20 protein-coding genes are annotated in these 21,488 nt (G+C 56.3%); 8 read left to right on the top strand and 12 right to left on the bottom strand.

What is annotated here, in order from left to right:
- Positions 1 to 3: 3 nt before the first annotated feature.
- The gene (locus ACR0B3_RS18860; protein WP_480810394.1) at positions 4 to 1,218 is read left to right on the top strand and encodes a winged helix-turn-helix domain-containing protein; all 1,215 of its coding nucleotides are present in this window, start codon (positions 4 to 6) and stop codon (positions 1,216 to 1,218) included.
- 3 nt (positions 1,219 to 1,221) lie between these two features.
- On the opposite strand, the gene ACR0B3_RS18855 is transcribed toward ACR0B3_RS18860, so the two are convergent.
- A complete protein-coding gene (locus ACR0B3_RS18855) occupies positions 1,222 to 2,124 on the bottom strand; it encodes a helix-turn-helix transcriptional regulator (protein WP_480810393.1) in 903 nt (300 codons plus the stop codon).
- A 160-nt stretch (positions 2,125 to 2,284) separates the two neighbouring features.
- Positions 2,285 to 2,719: a homoprotocatechuate degradation operon regulator HpaR gene (hpaR, locus tag ACR0B3_RS18850; RefSeq protein ID WP_480810392.1), complete on the bottom strand. Its 435-nt coding sequence runs from the start codon at positions 2,717 to 2,719 to the stop codon at positions 2,285 to 2,287.
- A 129-nt stretch (positions 2,720 to 2,848) separates the two neighbouring features.
- Here hpaR and ACR0B3_RS18845 point away from each other — a divergent pair, with 129 nt between their 5' ends.
- Positions 2,849 to 4,258: a pyridoxal phosphate-dependent decarboxylase family protein gene (locus ACR0B3_RS18845; protein ID WP_480810391.1), complete on the top strand. Its 1,410-nt coding sequence runs from the start codon at positions 2,849 to 2,851 to the stop codon at positions 4,256 to 4,258.
- On the opposite strand, the gene ACR0B3_RS18840 is transcribed toward ACR0B3_RS18845, so the two are convergent.
- Positions 4,255 to 5,397 carry a DUF3095 domain-containing protein gene (locus tag ACR0B3_RS18840; protein ID WP_480810390.1) on the bottom strand — a complete coding sequence of 381 codons (1,143 nt, stop codon included), beginning with the start codon at positions 5,395 to 5,397 and terminating at the stop codon, positions 4,255 to 4,257. The genes ACR0B3_RS18845 and ACR0B3_RS18840 overlap by 4 nt on opposite strands.
- A gap of 144 nt (positions 5,398 to 5,541) precedes the next feature.
- On the opposite strand from ACR0B3_RS18840, the gene ACR0B3_RS18835 reads away from it, so the two are divergent.
- The 3 genes from ACR0B3_RS18835 (at position 5,542) to ACR0B3_RS18825 (ending at position 8,899) form a co-directional block, all read left to right on the top strand.
- Positions 5,542 to 6,714, top strand: coding sequence for an MFS transporter (locus tag ACR0B3_RS18835; RefSeq protein ID WP_480810389.1), 1,173 nt, complete (start codon positions 5,542 to 5,544; stop codon positions 6,712 to 6,714).
- A gap of 15 nt (positions 6,715 to 6,729) precedes the next feature.
- Entirely contained in the window at positions 6,730 to 7,764 is a 1,035-nt protein-coding gene (locus tag ACR0B3_RS18830; protein WP_170722856.1) for a glycosyltransferase family 4 protein, read from the top strand.
- A 112-nt stretch (positions 7,765 to 7,876) separates the two neighbouring features.
- Positions 7,877 to 8,899 (top strand): aspartate-semialdehyde dehydrogenase, encoded by a 1,023-nt coding sequence (locus ACR0B3_RS18825; RefSeq protein ID WP_480685220.1) that lies wholly within the window; start codon positions 7,877 to 7,879, stop codon positions 8,897 to 8,899.
- A 92-nt stretch (positions 8,900 to 8,991) separates the two neighbouring features.
- Here ACR0B3_RS18825 and ACR0B3_RS18820 read toward each other — a convergent pair whose 3' ends face one another.
- From ACR0B3_RS18820 to ACR0B3_RS18810, 3 genes are all read right to left on the bottom strand, one after another.
- Positions 8,992 to 10,566 (bottom strand): hypothetical protein, encoded by a 1,575-nt coding sequence (locus ACR0B3_RS18820; protein WP_480810388.1) that lies wholly within the window; start codon positions 10,564 to 10,566, stop codon positions 8,992 to 8,994.
- A 164-nt stretch (positions 10,567 to 10,730) separates the two neighbouring features.
- Positions 10,731 to 11,267, bottom strand: a complete 537-nt coding sequence (locus tag ACR0B3_RS18815) for an SRPBCC family protein (protein WP_480810387.1) — start codon at positions 11,265 to 11,267, stop codon at positions 10,731 to 10,733.
- A gap of 103 nt (positions 11,268 to 11,370) precedes the next feature.
- Complete coding sequence (locus ACR0B3_RS18810; RefSeq protein WP_170722841.1) at positions 11,371 to 12,021, bottom strand: carbonic anhydrase; 651 nt, start codon at positions 12,019 to 12,021, stop codon at positions 11,371 to 11,373.
- 142 nt (positions 12,022 to 12,163) lie between these two features.
- Here ACR0B3_RS18810 and ACR0B3_RS18805 point away from each other — a divergent pair, with 142 nt between their 5' ends.
- From ACR0B3_RS18805 to ACR0B3_RS18795, 3 genes are all read left to right on the top strand, one after another.
- Entirely contained in the window at positions 12,164 to 12,553 is a 390-nt protein-coding gene (locus ACR0B3_RS18805; RefSeq protein ID WP_170722838.1) for a hypothetical protein, read from the top strand.
- 64 nt (positions 12,554 to 12,617) lie between these two features.
- Positions 12,618 to 14,000 carry a leucyl aminopeptidase family protein gene (locus ACR0B3_RS18800; protein WP_480810386.1) on the top strand — a complete coding sequence of 461 codons (1,383 nt, stop codon included), beginning with the start codon at positions 12,618 to 12,620 and terminating at the stop codon, positions 13,998 to 14,000.
- Entirely contained in the window at positions 13,997 to 14,734 is a 738-nt protein-coding gene (locus ACR0B3_RS18795) for a C40 family peptidase (protein ID WP_480810385.1), read from the top strand. The genes ACR0B3_RS18800 and ACR0B3_RS18795 overlap by 4 nt, the downstream gene beginning before the upstream one ends.
- On the opposite strand, the gene ACR0B3_RS18790 is transcribed toward ACR0B3_RS18795, so the two are convergent.
- The 6 genes from ACR0B3_RS18790 to ACR0B3_RS18765 form a co-directional block, all read right to left on the bottom strand.
- Positions 14,731 to 15,081: a DUF2794 domain-containing protein gene (locus ACR0B3_RS18790; protein WP_170684839.1), complete on the bottom strand. Its 351-nt coding sequence runs from the start codon at positions 15,079 to 15,081 to the stop codon at positions 14,731 to 14,733. The two genes, ACR0B3_RS18795 and ACR0B3_RS18790, sit on opposite strands and share 4 nt — an antisense overlap.
- A 78-nt stretch (positions 15,082 to 15,159) precedes the next feature.
- Positions 15,160 to 16,824, bottom strand: coding sequence for an ABC transporter permease (locus ACR0B3_RS18785; protein ID WP_480810384.1), 1,665 nt, complete (start codon positions 16,822 to 16,824; stop codon positions 15,160 to 15,162).
- A gap of 104 nt (positions 16,825 to 16,928) precedes the next feature.
- On the bottom strand, positions 16,929 to 18,125 hold the full coding sequence (locus tag ACR0B3_RS18780; RefSeq protein ID WP_480810383.1) for a phenylacetate--CoA ligase family protein: 1,197 nt from the start codon (positions 18,123 to 18,125) through the stop codon (positions 16,929 to 16,931).
- A 19-nt stretch (positions 18,126 to 18,144) separates the two neighbouring features.
- Positions 18,145 to 18,978 carry an ABC transporter ATP-binding protein gene (locus ACR0B3_RS18775; RefSeq protein WP_170684833.1) on the bottom strand — a complete coding sequence of 278 codons (834 nt, stop codon included), beginning with the start codon at positions 18,976 to 18,978 and terminating at the stop codon, positions 18,145 to 18,147.
- Between the two features lie 71 nt (positions 18,979 to 19,049).
- Positions 19,050 to 20,333: an ABC transporter substrate-binding protein gene (locus ACR0B3_RS18770; RefSeq protein WP_480810382.1), complete on the bottom strand. Its 1,284-nt coding sequence runs from the start codon at positions 20,331 to 20,333 to the stop codon at positions 19,050 to 19,052.
- A 75-nt stretch (positions 20,334 to 20,408) separates the two neighbouring features.
- Positions 20,409 to 21,485, bottom strand: a complete 1,077-nt coding sequence (locus tag ACR0B3_RS18765; protein WP_170684829.1) for a branched-chain amino acid ABC transporter permease — start codon at positions 21,483 to 21,485, stop codon at positions 20,409 to 20,411.
- Between the last annotated feature and the right edge of the window lie 3 nt (positions 21,486 to 21,488).

Raw genomic sequence — 21,488 nt, 5'->3', positions numbered from 1 at the left:
CTTATGGCGCTGCAACATCTGGACAATCGGGCTGCGCGTGCCCTGTTTATGGACCGCCATGCGCTGTTAGAGCAGCCCTCAGGCGGGTCCAAGGGTGATGATCTGTTACAGCTGATCCATCGGCTGGGGTTTGTGCAACTCGACAGCATTAACACAGTCGCCCGTGCGCACGATATGATCCTGTATGCACGCAGGCCCAGCTATCGTGCGCGCCACCTAAAACGGCTTTATGAACGCGACCGGGCATTGTTCGAGCATTGGACTCACGATGCGGCCGTGATCCCGATGGACTTTTATCGTCACTGGCATCTGCGATTTCTGCGCGATGCCGAAATGTTGAAAGCGCGCTGGAAAAACTGGCGGCGCGATGGGTTTGAACAGAAATTCGAAACCGTCCTGCAGCATATCCGCGATCATGGCCCGGTCGGGTCGTCCGATGTGGGGAAAGACGAAAAGAAAGGGTCAGGCGGCTGGTGGGATTGGCATCCATCCAAAACAGCACTGGAATATCTTTGGCGATCCGGCGCGCTGACCGTGGTAGGCCGTGACGGGTTTCAAAAGCGATACGATCTGACCGAACGCGTGATCGACACCCATCTTTGTCCTGGCAATTTACCCTGCGACGCCGATGAAACCACCGATTGGCTGTGTAACGCTGCGCTTGACCGGTTGGGTTTTGCCACATCCGGGGAGATTGCAGCGTTCTGGGATACGGTTAGCGCAGCCGAAGCAAAATCTTGGTGCGAACAAGCTCTAACACACGGTATTATTCAGGAAGTTTCCATCGAATGTGCTGACGGGAAGGAGCGAAAGGTATTCGCCCGCCCGGGCACATGTGAACATGCCGCAACGCTGCCCGAAGCTCCGGGCCGGATCAGGGTCCTTAGCCCTTTTGATCCAATGTTGCGTGATAGAAACCGGGCACAGCGGTTGTTCGGGTTTCACTACCGGATCGAAGTGTTCGTCCCTGAACCCAAACGTATCTACGGCTACTACGTCTTTCCTTTGCTGGAAGGAAACCGATTGATCGGTCGTATCGACATGAAGGCGCAGCGTGATCGTGGCATGTTGCGTGTCCGCGCTGTTTGGCCAGAACGGACGGTGCGCTGGTCTGATGCAAGAACCTGGCGGCTGCAGTCAGAACTTGAAAGAGTGTGTCGGTTTGCGGATCTGGATGACGTCAGATTTGATGACGATTGGCTCAAGACTCCCAAATAGCGTCTAGGCGTTGATCAGGAACCCGTGCTCGCTGATGAGGTGCCGCAATTCGCTTAGCGAAACCTCGGGGCTGCGACCAGAGGTATCCAGCTGTGCATCTGCCCGCCCATACAAGGCCTCACGACTGGCCAACATGCTCTTGAGCTGCTCCATCGCCCTAGGGTTTCCGGCCATCGGGCGTTCGTCCCCTTGGGCGCGCACACGATCCATATGCTCTGTCGGCGAAGCCCTGAGCCAGACGGTATGAAATCGGCTTAGCAGCGTGGAATAGGTCGACGGCTCGGAAACGATCCCACCCGCAACGGCAAGAACCACCCGATCATGCTCGTCAATCACTCGATCCAGCGCCTGAGCTTCCAGATTGCGATAACCATCTTGTCCGAAGAACGCCATCACCTCAGACATTGGCATACCCGCCATCTCTTCGATCATGGCAGTCAATTCAACGAAGGGCTGGTCCTGTGCCGCAGCCAGCAAAGCACCAAGAGTCGACTTGCCCGCCCCGCGCAATCCGATCATGCAAACCCGATGCGCGCGCGCGTCCTCTTCTTGATGAGGGAGCAAAGCGCGCCTGACACTCTCTTTGACATCCTCACTGGCTTGCCGAAACAATTCTAAGATCTGCAAGGCATCCGAATCCCACGGATCATCCTCTCCGATCAGCCATTCCGCCTTGTAGTCCAGGGCCTGCGCGACCCGGTACAAAACTCCGATTGAAATATTTCCCTCACCCGCTTCGAGCTGTGCCAAATAGCGTGGAGAGACACCTGAGGTTTCAGACAGGACCCGGCGCGGTATACCGCGCATTTGCCGCGCCCGTCGTACACGCGCGCCCACTCGCTCGCTTAGATCCTGCTTTACGAAATGTGCAGGGGATGCCGGGTCTTGCGAGTTTTGTCCTTCCATTTGACTATACCGTTTGCTCAGTATCACCATGAGGCTACGACGCGAAACAACGACGGGCAACGGGTTTTGCCAAATACGTCCCAAAAGCTGTTTACCTGGGGCATCGAATTGGGTCCGCGGAGCGATTTTTCGCTTGGTTAGAGACTGTACTTTGCTGCGTCTAAGCTTCCAACTCGTGAAGTTCAACCAGCAGGTCCAACAGCATTTCGTGCCGCTCGGCCCCAAGCAATGCGCGCGTGTGTTCTGCCAATTCCAACATCTCCGCTAGATTGGCATCGATAATTTGTAATCCGTTTTCGCTGATTTCGACAATCTGGCGGCGACGATCTTTGGTATCCTGCCGCCTCATGATTAGATTGTTGTCTTCGAGCTTTTTCAGAATGCGGGTCAGGCTGGGCAACAATAGACAAGCGCGCTCGGCGATCTGAGTTGGTTCTTGCGGCCCTTCTTCTTGCAAAACCCGCAGAACGCGCCATTGTTGCTCGGTAACGCCAGCATCGGTGAGCACACCCCGAATTGGCCCCATCACCTTTTCCCGCGCACGCAGCAGCGCAATCGGTAAGGATCGGGACGTCCGTGGTAAGTTTCTGGTCATAAGGAATTTTCGCGCAATTCCAGTAATTTCGCAATAGAACGTTGGTTCAGGACGCGTATCGCTTTCTGGACTTTACTTAACTTGTTTATTATATGCGTCCTACGTGAAGGTTTTTTGGGGGGGCACAAGATGAATTGGAATGAATTCTCCGATTGGGGCAAGAAGGTCGCCGAGTGGACGCAGGACTATCACCTGAAAGTTGGCGACAAACCTGTCCGTGCCCGGACCGAGCCGGGCGATATCCTGAACGCTTTGCCCGCGCACCCGCCTGAACAGGCCGAGCCAATCGAAGATATCTTTCGCGATTTCGAAGACATCGTAATGCCCGGCATCACCCATTGGCAGCACCCTCGGTTCTTCGCCTACTTTAACTCGAACGCTTCGGCCCCGTCGGTGCTGGCTGAGTTCCTCGCCAGTGCGATCGCGCCGCAATGCATGCTGTGGCAGACCTCACCCGCCGCAACCGAGATGGAAACCCGGATGATGGACTGGCTGCGCGAGGCACTGGACCTGCCCAGTGGATTTGCCGGGGTCATTCAGGATTCGGCCTCATCTGCAACGCTGGCGGCTGTGCTGACCATGCGCGAAAAAGCGATGAATTGGCAGGGGAACACCCAAGGTCTGTTCGGCCAAAAACCCCTGCGCATTTATTGTTCTTCCGAGGTTCATACCTCGATCGACCGTGCAATCTGGGTTGCCGGAATCGGACAAGACAATTTGGTGCGCATCCCGGTGCAAGGCGACTGGCGTGGGATGGATCCAGAAGCGCTGGAGGCGGCTATTCAAGCCGATTTAGACTCTGGTTTTCAACCAACAAGCGTGATCCTTTGTGTTGGCGGAACGGGAACCGGTGCAACTGATCCCGTGGATCGCTGCCTTGAGATCGCACAGGAATATGGCCTGTATTCCCATGTCGATGCCGCTTGGGCCGGGTCAGCCATGATCTGCCCGGAATACCGTCACTATTGGCCAGGGATCGATCAGGCTGACAGCATCGTGTTCAATCCCCACAAGTGGCTCGGCGTTCAATTCGATTGCTGCGCGCATTTCCTGAAAAATCCCGATGATCTGGTCCGTACGCTAGCTATCAGCCCGGAATATCTGAAGACACATGGCAAAGACGGGATCATCAATTATTCGGAATGGTCGGTGCCGTTGGGTCGCCGGTTCCGCGCGCTGAAGCTGTGGTTTGTCATCCGGGCCTATGGGCTGGAAGGGCTGAGGCAACGGCTGCGCAATCACGTCAACTGGTCTGTGGCGCTGCATGATCGGCTGGCGTCCGAGCCGGATTTTCGGATCGTGACGCCCCCGATGTGGTCGCTGTGGACTTTCCGGTATGAGCCTGAAGGCGACACGAATCTGGACGATCTGAACCTTCGCTTGGTGAATGCAATCAATGATGACGGGCGGATATATCTGACCCAGACCCGTGTGGACGGTGATTTGGTCATCCGCTTTCAGGCCGGTCAATTCGAAACCACTGAAGAAGACGTCATGATGGCCTATGACGTCATCACCGAGATTGCGCGGAGGCTTTAACTCCGCATCGATGCCGCGGCCTGAGCATACCCGCCCGAGGCCCCGTCAACGAAATGCACATGGTCATCGCGCATGGCCGAGGGCACAAAGCAGGTCATCATCGCCTCTTGCTGGGCATGCAGTCCGTATCGGATTTTTCCCTCTGCCTGCGCGTCGTCCAGCATTTGGGTGAGCTGCCTCAGCGTCTCTAGGTCACAATCCAGCGTCATCTTCAGCCCGTCATCGAACTTGCGAAAATCCGCATTGCGGCTGACCATTTCTTTGTAATGATTGGGTTCGAATTGACCCAGGCGCAGGCCGGTTTTGAACAGCAAACCGATCAGCATGTTGCCAATTGTCAGACGGACCTTCTGCAACAGCAAGTTGCGCCCAGCGCGCGAGACATGGGCGTCAATGTCAACGCCTGGCGGTGGCCAGCTCATCGGTGGTCCTTTAGGTGGCACCGGGTGGCCAGCACGCTCTAACCCTTCGGCCAAGGACAAAACGGATTGGGACAAAGCGGCAAAATCTGCCTCAGTAGACTCTGATGTTGGCTGTATGACCAGCGACACGATCTGACCAAGCCGCGCCGGGCTGTTGGACCAGCGACATGACAGGCCGGTCAGATCTGGCTGCGCGTCAGGGCCAGCGGGCTGAACGGTCAATTGACCGGATTTCATCTGCGCTTCGGCCCAAGCCAGTCCACCACCCGTGAACATCGCATAATCAACCCCAGTGGACGGTGCATAGCGGGCTACCCGAAGGTCATGACCTGCGGCGCGAATGTCGGCCACCGAAACCAGCGCCGCGCGTAGCGCAATATTGAACTCAGCCTCTGCCCAGGTTTGCAATGCCGCCAGTGTTTCCCGTGCGGTTTCAGTCTCTTCGCTAGGCACCGCAAACCCGGCCCCGTCCCCACCAAAAACATACGGGAAGTCACGACCGCTTAACGCGTTGATCATTCCTGAAATCACTGCGGCCCCAACCATATTGACGGTCTTGTACCGACCGCGCGCGATCTCGCCGGTCGAGTCCACGATATCCGCCACACCCATGACCCAGGTATCTGGCAAAGGTATGAACTGCGCTGGATCGCTGAGGCTCAGGAAACTGTCGGAAATGGGTACGGAATCATAAAATACTGAATCTGAAGAGGTCATGGCTCTCTCTGAAAATCCTAAAACTGATCTGAAGATAGCCCAAAGTTGACAGATGTCTGCCCCTACTGAAGCGAGCCGCGCTTGTGCAGGTCTGGTTGACGTGCGAAGCATCGCTGCAGGGCATTCAGGCAGAGAGGGCGCTAGATGCAGGCAGGATTGGTTGTATTATGTCTGGCATATGTCCTCAGCCAGTTCTTTCGTGCGTTCTTAGCCGTGCTCACCAGCGATTTGGACCGGGATATCGGGGCCACACCCGAAGACCTCGCCTTTGCGTCGGGCCTTTGGTTTCTGATCTTTGCGGCAATGCAAATACCCGTAGGTTGGGCACTGGATCGTGTTGGCCCAAGGCGAAGTTCGGCGCTATTGCTGTTGATCGGCGGCGCGGGTGGCGCGGGTCTGTTCGCGGTCGCCACCACTCCACTCCATGTCGCATTGGCCATGGCCCTGATCGGCGTGGGATGCTCACCCGTTCTGATGGCGTCTTACTACATCTTCGCGCGTGAGTTTCCGCCGGCCAAATTTGCAACCCTTGCCGCCGTAATGCTGGGTGTGGGGTCTGTCGGCAATCTGGTCGCCTCATACCCCACAGCGCTGGCGGTTGAATTGATGGGCTGGCGTGCAACGCTGGCTGGGCTGGCGATCATATCGGGCGCGGTGGCTTTAGGCATTTGGATTACAGTTCATGATCCCAATCGTGTCGAGTCCGAGCACAAAGGATCCGTGCTGGACCTGCTGAAAGAACCCGCTCTTTGCGCGATCCTTCCGCTGATGTTGGTGGCTTACGCGCCCTCTGCCGCGCTGCGCGGGCTTTGGGCCGGTCCCTACCTACGCGATGTTTTTGCACTGAATACGACGCAGATTGGCCAGGCAACTCTGATCATGGGGGCTGCGATGATTGCCGGCACCTTTGCGTACGGGCCGATGGATCGCATTCTGAAGACGCGCAAATGGGTGATATTCGGCGGCAATAGCCTAGGGTCGATCGCTTTGGTGCTGCTGTGCTTATGGATTGATCAAGGCATTTGGATATCCATTCTACTGCTCGCTGTGATTGGCTTTCTGGGCGCGAGCTTTCCAGTGATCATGGCCCATGGGCGGGCCTTTGTGCCCCCTCATCTGGTCGGGCGCGGAGTCACGTTGCTGAACCTCTTCGGCATCGGGGGCGTTGGGCTGGCGCAATTTGCAACCGGGCGTATCCATGCAGCCAGCACGGGGATTGATCCCTCAGCGCCATATATCGCGATCTTCAGCTTTTTCGCCGCCACTCTTGCCATTGGATGCGTGATCTATCTATTCAGTCGGGACAGCGTGGACTGAAGCCGGAGACCGCTCGTGCAGGACATTGAGGTGATCGCGCCCAATCTGAAGCATTCCTTGTCGGGCGTGACAACCACGATCGTCCGACTGCTGCCGATCCAGGAGAAGATGATCACCATTCGCGCTACAGGCCCCGGTTTGCCAGCGGATTTACCCCATATCAGGCTCTGGAAACTGCTGTTTCTGCCCAATCGCAAACGGGTTTGGCATGCGCGCCGAAACACTGAGATGCTGATGGGCCTGATCCTGCGCAACCTATTTCGGCGCAAGTATAAACTGCTGTTCACCTCAGCTGCACAGCGGGATCACTCGGGGTTCACCAAGGGTCTGATCCGTAAAATGGACGCGCTGATCGCCACCACGCCTCAGGCGGCTTCATTTCTGGAACACCCCGCGACCGTCATCATGCATGGCGTCAATACCGAGCTGTTCCATCCAACCGAGGACCAGCACGCCCTGCGCCAAAAGCTCGACTTGCCGGATGGGCTGCTCATCGGCTGCTTTGGCCGCATCCGCCCTCAGAAAGGGGTCGACCTGCTGGTTGATGCCGCTTTGCAGGTTTTGCCCAAACATCCAGATGCGCACGTGATCTTCACCGGGCGCGCCACGAACGAATTCGAAGCGTTTCAGGCCGAGCAGGTACAAAAGCTGAAAGATGCTGGGTTGGACGACCGTGTTCATTTTCTGGGTGAGCGCCCCTGGGATGAGATCGTCGAGACCTACCGCGCGCTGGACCTATTCGTCGCTCCGGCGCGACACGAAGGCTTTGGTCTCACGCCGCTTGAAGCAATGGCCTCGGGCGTTCCGGCAATAGCGTGCCACGGAGTTGGCGCGTTCAGCGCGCAGATCAAGGATGGTAAGACAGGGCGTTTGGTTGAAAAAGACAACGCTCAAGCCTTGGCACAAGCGCTAGAAGACATGTTGAAGGACCGCGCAGCATTGGCCGCTGCGGGGCAAACTGCGCGCGCGCATGTGGAACAGAATTTTCGAATCGAAGGCGAAGCAAAGGCGATCGTTAAGGTGTATCGCCGCCTTCTGGACGAGTCCTAATCACCAGCAATCACGACAAATCGGTGTGAGCGGGTAAAATATACCTCAATAGCCCTTTTTTCTTCGCCGCAACGCAGCTATGAACGCGCGTCCTTAACTTTGGAGACATGAAATGGGCTATCGCGTCGTCGTCGTCGGCGCCACGGGTAACGTGGGCCGCGAAATGCTGAACATCCTGGCTGAGCGCCAGTTCCCTGTCGATGAACTTGCTGCACTGGCAAGCCGTCGTTCTTTGGGGACCGAGGTGACTTTTGGCGACAAGACCCTCACGACCAAAGACTTGGACACCTTCGATTTCACCGGCTGGGACATGGCACTGTTTGCTGTGGGATCCGAGGCCACCAAGGTTTACGCCCCCAAGGCGGCAGCGGTTGGCTGCGTGGTGATCGATAACTCGTCGCTCTATCGCTATGACCCGGACATCCCGCTGATCGTGCCGGAATGTAACCCGCAAGCGATCCACGACTACAAAAACAAAAACATCATCGCCAACCCCAATTGCTCGACCGCGCAGATGGTGGTCGCGCTGAAGCCACTGCATGACCGTGCCAAGATCAAGCGTGTGGTTGTATCGACCTATCAATCGGTTTCAGGTGCAGGTAAGGAAGGCATGGATGAGCTTTGGGATCAAACCAAAGCCATCTACAACCCCACGACCGAGGTTGAGCCGAAGAAATTCCAGAAGCAGATCGCTTTCAACGTCATTCCCCAGATCGATGTCTTCATGGAAGACGGTTCGACCAAGGAAGAATGGAAGATGGTTGTCGAAACCAAAAAGATCGTCGATCCGTCGATCAAGGTCACCGCAACCTGCGTCCGCGTTCCCGTGTTCGTTGGCCATTCCGAGGCCGTAAATATCGAGTTCGAGGAATTCCTGGACGAAGACGAAGCCCGCGACATCCTGCGTGAGGCACCAGGTATCATGGTGATCGACAAGCGCGAAGCGGGCGGCTACGTCTCGCCCATCGAGTGCGCAGGCGACTTTGCAACGTTCATCAGCCGTATCCGTCAGGACTCGACCATTGAGAACGGCCTGAACCTGTGGTGTGTGTCCGACAACTTGCGCAAAGGCGCGGCCTTGAACGCTGTACAGATCGCAGAACTGCTGGGCCGTGAGGTTCTGAAGAAGGGTTAACTTACACTCCACAACCAGAGAATTTAACCAAAACCCCGCCACCCAATGGCGGGGTTTCTTGTTTCGATAGTGGAACCAAACGCTCAGCTACGTCACTGAATCTCGACTGCCTTAGTGCAACCATCCGATAGTCTTGCACCTGGTTTATGGTTCTTCGGATTGGGTCCATACAGGTAACCTGTCACGTAGGTGCCCATCCAATCCATTTCAGTGGCGTACATAAGTTCGGCGTTATCGTCTATGTCCGGGCGGGACCGGCCAAGGTCTTCGATGACAGTGCCCATCAGACTAAAGCCAAGCTGCTGCATATAGTGTGCTGAGAAAATGGAATCGTGCAAGTTATCTAAACATCCGTGGCGATAGGTTACGAGCGTCTCATAGACATAAAAATCAGGTAGCCAGTAACCCGTACCGCCGGTACGCAGGTAGATGCGCGGTTGTTCCGACTTACCTGTCTCGCGCCAATGCTCAGAAATCTCGCGTGCATCCTCTCGCAGCATCTCCATGAACTCAGCATATGTATTTGGTGTGATGAATTGATATTCAGCATAAGCACGATCGAGGACCGGTAAACGGTTTAGGGGCGCTGGGTTGATGCCACCAAAGTAGACGACGGCAATCATTACGGTCTGCCACGTCACAATCAGACCCGCAATCAGAGGGCGCGGAGACGGCATTGCCACCACGATGAGAAGGCCAAGTCCGACGACATACGGCACAAAAAGCCTGAAACCGAACATCATGTGCTGTCCGGACGCACGACTCGAATAGATTAGGAACAAAATTACGCTGAAGACGGCGCCTCGAAAAATGGCCTTTGACAAAGGAGCGTCTTGGCGACGACTTGCAGGCCTCACAAAGAAGGCGAGTATTACAAAACCTGAGAGCAGAACAAAGTTCAGAACTGTCGAAAAACTATCGACAGGAGCTCGGCCCCCGAAAGTAAACTTGATGTAGTAAGACGTAGGCAGAATGTCTCCGTAATACAGTTTGGCAAAAACCAACCAGCTTGAAGAGATTGCCAAACAAAAGGCCCCCGCGGCCCAGAGTGAAACACGCCGGAATTCGACCACAGTTATTGTAAGCAAAACTGGGGCAGTAATCAGCAGGCTGTCATGTCGGGTCAAGAACATAAGCGCGGACAATAGGCCAAGCCAGAAAAGGTCTTTTGTTTGAATTTCGCCGTTCCGGTAAACAACGATAAGCCTTGATATGAACAGCGTAGCGAAACAACTCAGTATCGGCGTTTCCAGCCCACCTACTGTCCACAACGCCAAAAAAGGCGACATCAGTGCGAACGCATTGAATAGCGGCAATCGATAACCGCTCAGACCAACCTCGCGCTGAGCGACATACCAAGCTGCCAAGACAAATAAGGGCGAAAGGAATCGGTAGCTGTCAACCGGATCCAAGCCAAGATATGCAAGCAGTGTTTCCAGCAACGCATGCAAAGGTGAAGTTAGCGCTGAAACCTGCTCGCCAATGTTATAAACAAGGCCATGACCAGCGGCGGCGTTCATCGCATAGCGGCCAACGATATAAGCATCGTCGGCCACAAACCCGCTGAAAAGGTAGCAAATCGCGACGAAAACAGTTGCGCTAAAAACGTTGACAAAGCCATCTATGTCGACGGCGGGGCGCTGAACAGGTAGGTCGGTTGTTGTCATGGCCCGGGCTTTTCAAAGAAATTTGGCAATTAAATGACAGAACACCGGACGTACGCGAATTCTTCCTTCTTGTGCAGTGAATACTACACAGGCATCGCTGTTCGATCAGAAGTTGACTTTGGCCCGTTCTTTCCATCCATCGGATTATCGCTACGGGCGTGCGGTCAACCTTGTTGTTCAATGAGTGTCTTCAGATTTTCCAACCCACGCTCGTAATCGCCGCCGACCCAGTTATCCATCATCAAGCCCATCCAACGCGACATGGGGTTCATGCCCAGCTCTGAGACGAAGCCCCAGGTAACTTGCGTCCCCGACCCTTCGGGCTGCAACACGAACGAAGCCGTTGCCGTCCCCATCGGGCCAAAATCCAGGGCGGTTTGCACCGACTGATCCGGTGTACTTTCGATAATCTCCTGCGAACCGGTACCGACCTGCGGATTGTCCGAGCTCCAGTTCAGAGTGTTGCCAACACCTGCATCCGGGCCGCTGTAGCTCAGCTTGGTTTCCGGATCGCGGGACAGCCAAGGGGACCATTTCTCGGTCTCCTGCATGGAATTCACGTAAGGAAAGATTGCCGCTGCCGGAGCATCAATCGTAATGCTGCGCGAAACTTCTGCCTTGCCCGGCAACAAATAAGACACCCCAACGAGCACCAGAATGAGGACAAGCAGGGTGACGAGAATACGTTTAATCAATCGCATGGGTATGATCCGAATCCTGTTAAACAAGAGGATCATATCAAATTATGGCGTGAAATCAGAGCGCTGATCCGATCTTATTCACGCCTCATTCGGCATTTGGCCTTCAAACCGCGACGAATTTCTTCTCTTGCGGATCAAAACACTCCAATCCGCCTTCACCGATATCGGTCCACAATCCATGCAGGCTGAGCGCACCATCTTCGACCGCTGAGGACACAAAGGGGAAGGTCATCAGGTTTTCCAGCGAGGCCACGACAGCCTGCCGCTCGAACTGACGCGCTTGTTCGACGCCGTCTTCAACGTCGGCAACCAACTCGAACTTTGGCTTAAGGATGTCCATCCAGCGGCCCACAAAGCTTTCTTTGGCTTCCAGCTGCGGCGCGTGACCTTTGCACATATCAATACAACCTTGCACGCCGCCGCATTGGGAATGGCCCAGAACGATCAGATGCGCGACCTTCAACGCAGTGACAGCGTATTCAATGGCTGCGCTGGTGCCGTGGTGGTCACCATCCGGGGCGTAGGGCGGCACCAGATTGGCAATGTTGCGGTGAATGAAAAACTCGCCCTGATCGGCCCCGAAAATCGAAGTTACATGAACCCGACTGTCGCAACAGGAAATCACCATCGCGCGGGGGCGCTGACCCTCGGTCGCCAATCGCCGATACCAGACCTGATTTTCGGAATAGGTGGTTGCCTTCCAACCGTGATACCGTTTCACCAGATAGTTCGGCAAAGGTTTGGCAAATTTCATTCTGTCGTCCCGTTCACTTGTTTGACCCGTTCTGTAACCTGAATTCTCACAAAATTCGAGACATTATCCCTCTGCCCGGCAACCAATTGCAAAGATAAATTCGGGCAGAGTAACCCCGTGCCGTGGGGGCATATCAATTGGGGTGAATGTGGTGGATAAGATTATCACACTTGAACAGAAGGAATCCGTGCGTCTGGACCCGGACCGCCTGAGCAGCCTGTATCATCAGCTAGGTGATGCCAATGCGATGGATGTAATGTGCCGTACGGTTGAAGAGTTGGCGCTGCGGCTGTCGAATTGCGAACGGTTCTGGCGGCAGCGGGATTGGGTCGGATTGCGCAAATGCGCCAGATCGCTGGTCGCGATATCCGAACAGATCGGCATGACTGCACTGGCCCGCGTGGCAGGTGACGTTGCCAACACGGTGGATGCCGGCGATGCGGTCGCCACTGGGGCGACATTGGGCCGCCTGATCCGCGTGGGCGAGCGATCTCTGACTGCGATCTGGGATCAGCAGGACCTGTCGGTTTGACGGGGGGTTGCGGGCAGGCTGCAGACAGCTAGTCTGTGCCAAACCTAAATCAACCGAGACATGCATGACACTGTCCTTTGCACCCGCCTCAGAACCTTCGCTGCCGCTACATGTAGTGGCGCAATCTGATCTGGAGGGCTGGCTCACGGATCAGCCAGATCGCGTGCGCGCGTGGGTCGCAGCAGATGGTTTTTCCGCAGCGCTGGGTCAAACTCTTCTGGTCCCGGGCCCAGAAGGCACGCCAGAATTTGCGCTGGCGGGATATGGCAGCGCCGCAAAACGGGCACGCAAGCGGTTTCCATTGGCTGCAGCAGCGGACACGTTGCCTAAAGGCACCTATCACATCGCAACTGGCGTTCCCGACGACGTACTTGAGGCCGAGTGTTTTGGCTGGCTGATGACCGGGTACGTTTTCGACCGCTATGCCGCGCAAAGCCCTGCCACGGCCGCACTGATTGCCCCCGAGGGCATAGATGCGAAGCGGACCGAGATCATGGCCAATGCCGAGGCGTTGACCCGAGATCTCGTCAATACGCCTGCTTCAGACATGGGTCCAGCGCAATTGCAACATGCGGCAGAAACACTGGCACAGGAATTCGATGCCAGCTTCTCGGTCACTACAGGTGATGCGCTGCTGGACCAGAATTTTCCAATGATCCATGCGGTCGGGCGCGCGGCAGAACAGCCGCCGCGTCTGATCGAGGTGAATTGGGGCAATCGCGGACCAAAGCTGACATTGGTCGGGAAAGGAGTCTGTTTCGATACCGGCGGCTTGAACCTCAAGCCCGGTGCGTCGATGGGATTGATGAAAAAGGATATGGGCGGGGCGGCAAACGTGTTGGGCTTGGCCTGCATGATCATGGCGCTGGAATTGAACGTTCAGCTGCGCGTCTTAATCCCGGCGGTTGAGAATTCGGTCGCAGGCAACGCTTTCCGACCCGGTGATATCCTGACGGCACGAAATGGAATGACTGTTGAGATCAACAACACCGATGCCGAAGGGCGATTGGTCTTGGCCGATGCGCTGACGCTGGCACAAGAGGGCGCTCCGGACCTGCTGATCTCGATGGCCACACTTACGGGCGCGGCACGTGTTGCGTTAGGCCCCGATTTGGCACCGTTTTACACTGATGACGACCGGGCTGCCGAAACATTGGCGCGCGCAGGCAAAAAAGCCGCCGATCCGGTTTGGCGCCTGCCCTTCCATGAACCCTACGAGGCCATGATCGAGCCTGGGATCGCAGATCTGGACAACGCACCAGCGGGGGGCTTCGCGGGGTCAATCACTGCCGCGCTGTTCCTGCGCCGGTTTGCCGCCCAAAGCCGCTATCTGCATTTTGATATTTATTCCTGGCAACGCAACAAAGAGCCCGGCCGCAGCAAAGGCGGTCTGGGTCAAGGCCCGCGCGCCCTATTGACTGCTCTACCAGAGATGCTGGGCCTATGACGCAAGCACGAGTCATCCATCCGGTCACCAACCTGTTGCGCCGCCCCGACGGCCCGCGTGACCGGCAATTGCTGTTTGGTGACGTCGTAACGATTGCGGATGAACAAGGCGAGTACAGCAGCGTCACATCCAGCAAGGATGGATATTCAGGATGGATATCGACAGAACACTTAGGGTCGATCGAACCCCAGACCCATTGGATTGTCGCGGCCTCGACCCATGCCTATGAAAAGCCGGACATAAAAAGCCCTGATCAGCTTTCGCTGAGCTTCGGCAGCAAAATCAGGGCGCTGTCAGAACAAGACGGGTTCTTGGAAACGGCGAGCGGATTCATTCCCCGGGTTCACGCCGTCCCCGCCTATTCCCGGCTGACCGATCCCGTTGCAGCAGCCGAGCTGTTTCTGGGCACACCTTATCTTTGGGGCGGCAACAGCCGGTTCGGGCTGGATTGCTCGGGCCTGGTGCAGGCCGCGCTGCTGGCGTGTGGCATTCCCTGTCCCGGAGACAGCGGCGCTCAGGAACGCGAAGTCGGAGAAGTCGTGCCTGCGGGTGAGTCGGCGCGACGGGGGGACCTGTTGTTCTGGAAAGGTCATGTTGCATGGGTCGCGGCCGAGAACCTGCTGCTTCACGCCAACGCCTATCACATGGCCGTTGCGCTTGAACCGATGGATCAGGCGATTGCCCGGATAGCCGCCCAAGGCGATGGGCCGGTTACGGCGCACAAAAGGCTCTAGTCCGGGTCAACAGCGCGGATCAGCTTACGTTCCAAAACCCTCAGAACCGAACGCAGATCGTGCCCGCGTTTCAGAATACGACCATCCATTCCGACCACCGAATACATACCCTGCCGCATCCGCAGGCGCGGGTGTTTCTCAACCCGATAGATGGGATGTTCAGCCGTCCGACGAAAGATGGAAAATACGGCCATATCCCTCAGATTGGAAATACCATAGTCGCGCCACTCACCGGCGGCGACCATTCGGCCATAGACTGACAGGATTTGAGACATCTCGCGCCGGTCAAACGCGACCGGCATCTGGGCAGAGCCGGACCCGAACCGGCTGGGAGGCTGCATGTTCATATGACAAGCCTTGCCGGAAATCGTCGTTGAATCAAGTCCGACGCTATCTGGGTGTTGTATTTTTGATTCGCTCGCATTCTAGCGCCGTCCGACTTGTCGACAGATCAGGATCACCGGCAATAGCCCAACAGCGAGAATAACCAGTGACGGGACAGCTGCCCCCTCAAGCCGTTCATCCGAGGCAAGGCGATAAGCCTGCACTGCCAGCGTGTCGAAGTTGAATGGCCGCATGATCAATGTCGCGGGCAGTTCTTTCATCACATCGACAAAGACGATCAGCAGTGCCGTCAGAAGTGATGGCGTCAGAATCGGCAAATGCACGCGGCGCAAGGTTCCCAGCGGTGTCTGGCCCAATGATCGCGCTGCGGCATCCATATTGGCGTGCACTGTGCTTTGCCCGCCCTCATAGGCGCTGAGCGCGGCTGCAAGGAACCGCACCATATAAGCCGCAACCAACAGCCAGATCGACCCGGTGACCAGCAAACCCGTTGAAATATCGAAGGTATTGCGCATCCATGCGTCCAGCGCATTGTCAAAACCCGCAAAGGGAACAATCAGACCAACCGCGATCACCCCGCCCGGAACCGCATATCCAAGGCGCGCCACATACCCGGTCATTGCTGAGCCCCGCCCGGGTCTTAGGCGTTGAAAAAACCCAATACAGATCGCAGCGCTTACCGTTACGACCGCAGCTGTTCCAGCCAGGATCAGGGAATTGCGGATAAAGCCCAGGTACCGGGGTGTAAGCAGGTTTTGTTCGGATTCAAGCCCCATCTCAACCAGAATGACGACCGGCAATAAAAACCCAAACACCACCGGGATTACACAAAGAGTGAAGGCACCTGCAGCCTGCCAGCCCCGTAATTTGGCGGCCGGCTGCGACCGACCATTTTTGCCTGCCTGATAATACTTTGCCTTACCCCGCTGAGTGCGTTCGGTCACTGCCATGACCAGCGCGAAAGCCAGCAAACAAAGGGCTAGCTGCGCCGCTGCCGCCCGGTCCGCCATCGAAAACCAACTGGTGTAGATGCCAGTGGCAAAGGTTTGAACTCCGAAATACGCCACAGTGCCAAAATCGGCGATGGTCTCCATCACTGCAAGCAAGACACCCCCGGCAATCGCCGGGCGTGCCATGGGCAGGGACACGCGCCAGAACGCATGCCAAGGCCCGTTGCCCAGCGCGCGCGCCGCTAGAAAAGCCGTAGCACTTTGCTGCAGGAACGCCGCACGCGCCAGCAGGTAGACATATGGATAAAGCACGAGGATCAGCATCACAGCCGCACCCTCGGTCGAGCGGATCTCGGGGAACCAATAGTCACGCGGGCCCCAACCTGTCACATCACGCAGCGTGGATTGGACAATTCCTGGGTGGTCGAGGATGAACGTATACGCGTAGGCCAGAACGTAGGCCGGGAAGGCCAATGGCAGTACCAAAGCGATTTCAAGGAACCTGACCCCCGGAAACCGTGTCATCGTGACCAGCCAAGCCGCCCCAACTCCGATCGAGAATGTACCCGCAGCCACAAGCACCACAAGGACAGCCGTCGTCAGTGCATATCTTGGTAAAACAGTCTCTAACAAATGGGATACCGTATCTGTCCCACCGGTGACGGCCGCCAGAACAACGGCCACCATTGGCAAAAGACAGGCCGCTGCCACTGCATAAGAGACGGCTGCCACGAGCCGCGTGCCAAATGCTCCGCGATTGCGTGTTCCGTGTTCTGCGTATTCGATTTCGGCCATGATGCGTGACTGATAGTCCCCGAAGTTCAGCCTTTAATCGACCAAAACGCTAAGAAACACCAGTGCAGCGCGCAACAATTCTCCGGCATACGCTGCCGCAGGTATTACTCATAGACACGCTGATCCTCGATCACCAACCCGTCTTTGGGCAGCGAACCCGGCGCTACAACCTCGATCGCGCCTTTGAGTTTGAGCACCTCAACCACTGATTTGGCATAAGCGGTGTCATTTTCGCGCGGGCTCTCGATCTGGACAGTCATGGTGTCCATCTCACCTTGGCGGGCGGCAATTACGCGGGCCTTGACGATTTCATCATGCTTTTCAACCAGCGCCGCAACCTGTTCGGGTCTGACAAACATGCCTTTGATCTTGGTCGTCTGATCGGCACGTCCCATCCAGCCCTTGATCCGCATATTCGTGCGGCCACAAGGCGACTCGCCGGGCATGATTGCTGACAGATCGCCGGTGGCAAAGCGGATCAACGGATAGTCGGGGTTGAGCGTAGTCACCACAACCTCACCCACTTCTCCAGGGGCAACCGGCGTGCCGGTGCCGGGGGTGACAATCTCGACGATCACATGCTCGTCGATGATCATCCCCTCCATCGCAGGGCTTTCATAAGCGATGTTGCCAAGATCTGCGGTCGCATAGCACTGCAGGCAGCTGATGCCGCGATCCGCGTATTCCTGACGCAAGGATGGAAACAGCGCACCGCCCCCTACCGCAGCTTTTGAGAACTTCAGCGCGACACCCATCTCATCTGCTTTATCAAGAATGATCTTCAGATAATCCGGCGTGCCCGCATAGGCCGTGCAGCCCACATCGCGGGCGGCCGTGACTTGCAATTCAGTCTGGCCCGTCCCAGCAGGTAGCACCACGGCCCCAACGGCCCGCGCGCCGCTTTCGAAAATCATACCAGCGGGGGTCAGGTGATAGCCAAAGCAATTCTGTACGATGTCACCCTTAACAACACCCGCCGCATGCAAGAACCGCCCCATTCGCCACCAATCGTGCGTAATACCGCCAGGTTCATAGATTGGGCCCGGGCTTTGAAATATGTGCGCGACATTTGCAGTGTAGATTCCCCCGAAAGGAGGGTTTTCGGTCTGCCAAGCACTCAGATCCGACTTACGTAGAACCGGAAGTCCACTAAGGTCAGACAGGTCATGAACATCGTGATCTGCAATCCTGCATGCGCCCGGAACAGACGCCGCACGGGTCAACTGCGCCTGCAGAGCTTTGAGATGATCAACCGCGCGTTCATCGGCGGATCGGGTTTCAAGCTTATCGAAATAGGTCATCGAAATATCCTCCACCCGCTTACAGCCATCTCTTGCGGCGGCGGTATGAACGCACGTCACGAAAGCTTTTGCGGCCTTCGTCTGACATGCCGAGATAAAATTCCTTCACGTCCGGATTTTCGCGCAACTCAGCGGCGGGGCCGTCCATCACCACGCGGCCCGATTCCAGGATATAGCCGTAATGGGCAAACCTTAGAGCCACATTTGTGTTCTGTTCAGCCAACAGAAAGGACACGCCTTCCTTCTCGTTCAGATCCTTCACGATGCCGAAAATTTCTTCGACCAGTTGCGGTGCCAGACCCATCGAAGGCTCGTCCAGCAGGATAGTTTCGGGGCGTGACATCAGTGCACGGCCCATCGCGACCATCTGCTGTTCCCCGCCCGAAGTGTATCCAGCCTGCGACCGGCGACGTTCTTTCAGGCGCGGGAAATAACTGTAGACAAGTTCCAGATCCTGTTGGATCGCGGCCGAGCCGTCCTTGCGCGTATATGCACCGGTTAGCAGGTTTTCTTCGACGGTAAGGTGCTCGAAACAGTGGCGGCCCTCCATCACCTGAATAACGCCCTTTTCCACCAGATCGGCAGGGTCGCTTTCATGCACGCTTTCACCGCGATACTTGATCGAGCCTTTGGTAACCTCACCACGTTCCGAGTGCAGCAGGTTCGATACCGCCTTCAGCGTGGTCGTCTTGCCCGCACCGTTGCCGCCCAGCAAGGCTGTGATGCCGCCTTTGGGAACGGTTAGGCTGACGCCTTTCAGCACGAGGATCACGTGGTTGTAGATCACCTCGATATTGTTGACCTCAAGCAGGGTTTCCGCCTGCACGTCAGTGGTTTGTGCCGCATCCAGCATCAGCGTGTGTCCTCTTTCGAGTGTCGGGACGGGGCGGCGGCAACCCGCCACCCCGATTGGTTCAAAGCATCTTAGTTACAGCGGGTCTCAAGGTTGTTCTCAGCCGCGTAAGCCGAGGAATCCTCGTCAATCAATGCGTTGATCACCTCGGCATCGGTTTCTTTAAAGCCGGAGATCACTGACCAAGTCTTGGAATCTGCGTCCCACTGGGACACACCAACCAGCCCCGGGCCGCCATGGTTCTCGCACGAAACGCTGAATTCGGGACCGAACCCAGACATTCCCAGAGCTTCCATCTTAGCGTTGGTCATTTCCAGCGCTTCCATGCCGTCACGCATCATACCGGAATCGATTTCAGCGGTGCTATGAATCCCCTGAGCCGTCTTGGCTGCTTCTGAAGCCAGCATCGCAGCATAGAGCCCACGGTTATACTGAACCGTTCCAAGTTGATCGCCTGCACCAGCTGCTTTCCCTGTATCGACCACATATTTTTGAAGATCAGCGTAAACAGGGAAATCGTTGCCTAAGCCGGTGAACGTGAGCGCCTTGTAACCATCTGCCTTCGCTCCGGCGGACAAAACGTCATGTTCAGCGCCAGACCACCAGACACCGATAAAGTTCTCCATCGGGAATCGGATGTTGGCCGCTTCTTGAACCGCAACTTGGTTCATCACGCCCCAGCCCCAAAGTACGACGTAGTCGGGCTTGTCACGGCGAATCTGCAGCCATTGCGACTTCTGTTCCTGCCCGGGACTGTCGACCGGCAAAAGTGTCAGCTCGAACCCGTGCTTGTTAGACAACTCTTCCAATGTACGGATCGGTTCCTTGCCGTAAGCAGAGTTGTGATATACCAGTGCAACCTTTTTACCGCTGATGTCACCATCGTTGACATCCAGCATATGGTTCACAGCGCCCGAAGCCCCGTTCCAATAGTTGGCGGGGAAATTGAAGACGTGACTGAACACCTTGCCGTTAGCAGCAGACGTACGACCGTAACCGGAAGAAAGCAGTGGAATGTTATCCGCCGTCGCTTTTGGGATCAGCTGGTAGGTAATACCGGTCGATAGCGGTTGATAGATCAGCGCGCCTTCTCCCTTGGTGGACTCATAGCATTCCACACCTTTTTCGGTGTTATATCCGGTCTCGCATTCGACGACGCGGGCCGGAACGCCGCCAATACCGCCATCGCGCTCATTCAGCAGGGTAAAATAGTCTGCGTAACCGTCTGCAAACGGGATACCGCCCGCTGCAAACGGTCCGGTCCGATAGCTGAGCGACGGGAACACGAGGTCGGCCATGACCGGACCTGCGGCCATCACGGCGCCCAGCGCCAGGGTTGCCAGTTTCTTGTTCATCGGGTGTCTCCTCCCTTGATTGATCCGATGTTGGGTTTCGGGCTTTCCACCCGTTTTATTGATTGGACCGGCCCCTTAGTGCGGAAACGGCCAGAGTCTGAGTTTCTCTTTCGCCACGCGCCAAAGCTGCGCCAGCCCGTGCGGTTCGAGGATCAGGAACATGATGATCAGTGCGCCCACGATCACAAGGTTCAGGTGCGCCACGATATCCGTTGGCCAGCCCAGCAAATCGACGCCGAGCAGTTTCAGAACGACCGGCAGCAATACCAGGAATGCTGCCCCGGCGAAGGACCCGAAAATAGACCCTAATCCGCCAATAATGACCATGAACAGCACCAGGAATGATTTCTGGATGCCGAACACCTCGCCAACCTCAACTGCGCCCAAATATACCGCAAAGAACAGAGCCCCTGCGATGCCAACAAAGAACGAGCTGACAGCAAAGGCGGTGAGCTTGGCCTTTAGCGGGTTTACCCCGATGATCTCGGCCGCGATGTCCATGTCACGGATCGCCATCCATGTGCGACCCGTGGTGCCGCGCGTCAGATTACGTGCGATGATGGCGCAGACGGTCAGGAAGATCAGGCAGAACAGATATGTGGCCCAGGCCGGTGCGTTTGGTCCGGTAATGATGATACCGAATACATCCCGTTCCGGTGCGTTGATCTGGCCTGATGCTGAGTAGTTGTAGAACCAGGGCACCCGGTTAAACAGCCAGACAAGGAAGAACTGTGCAGCCAGCGTTGCCACTGCCAGGTAGAACCCTTTGATCCGCAGCGACGGCAGACCAAACAACACGCCGACAAAGGCTGTAATTCCCCCGGCCAGCAGGACATGGATGAACATGCTGACATCGGGAAAGGCCGTCATCAGCTTGTAACAGGCATAGGCCCCCACGGCCATGAATCCACCGGTCCCCAGCGAGACCTGCCCACAATAGCCCACCAGAATGTTCAGCCCGATCGCCGCGATGGCATAGATCAGGAAGGGTAGCAGCAAGGCATTCGCCCAGTAATCGTTGATGATAAACGGAATGATCCCAAACGCCACCGCCAGCACCACATAGTACCGATACCGGTCAAACTTGATCGGGAAAGTCTGGCTGTCATCTATGTACGAGGTTTTGAAATCCCCGGCCTCACGATAGAACATATC

The sequence above is a fragment of the Ruegeria sp. CE9 genome (assembly GCF_056537425.1).
Note: the sequence above shows the minus strand (reverse complement) of the source record. Positions and strands in the feature narration are given on the sequence as shown.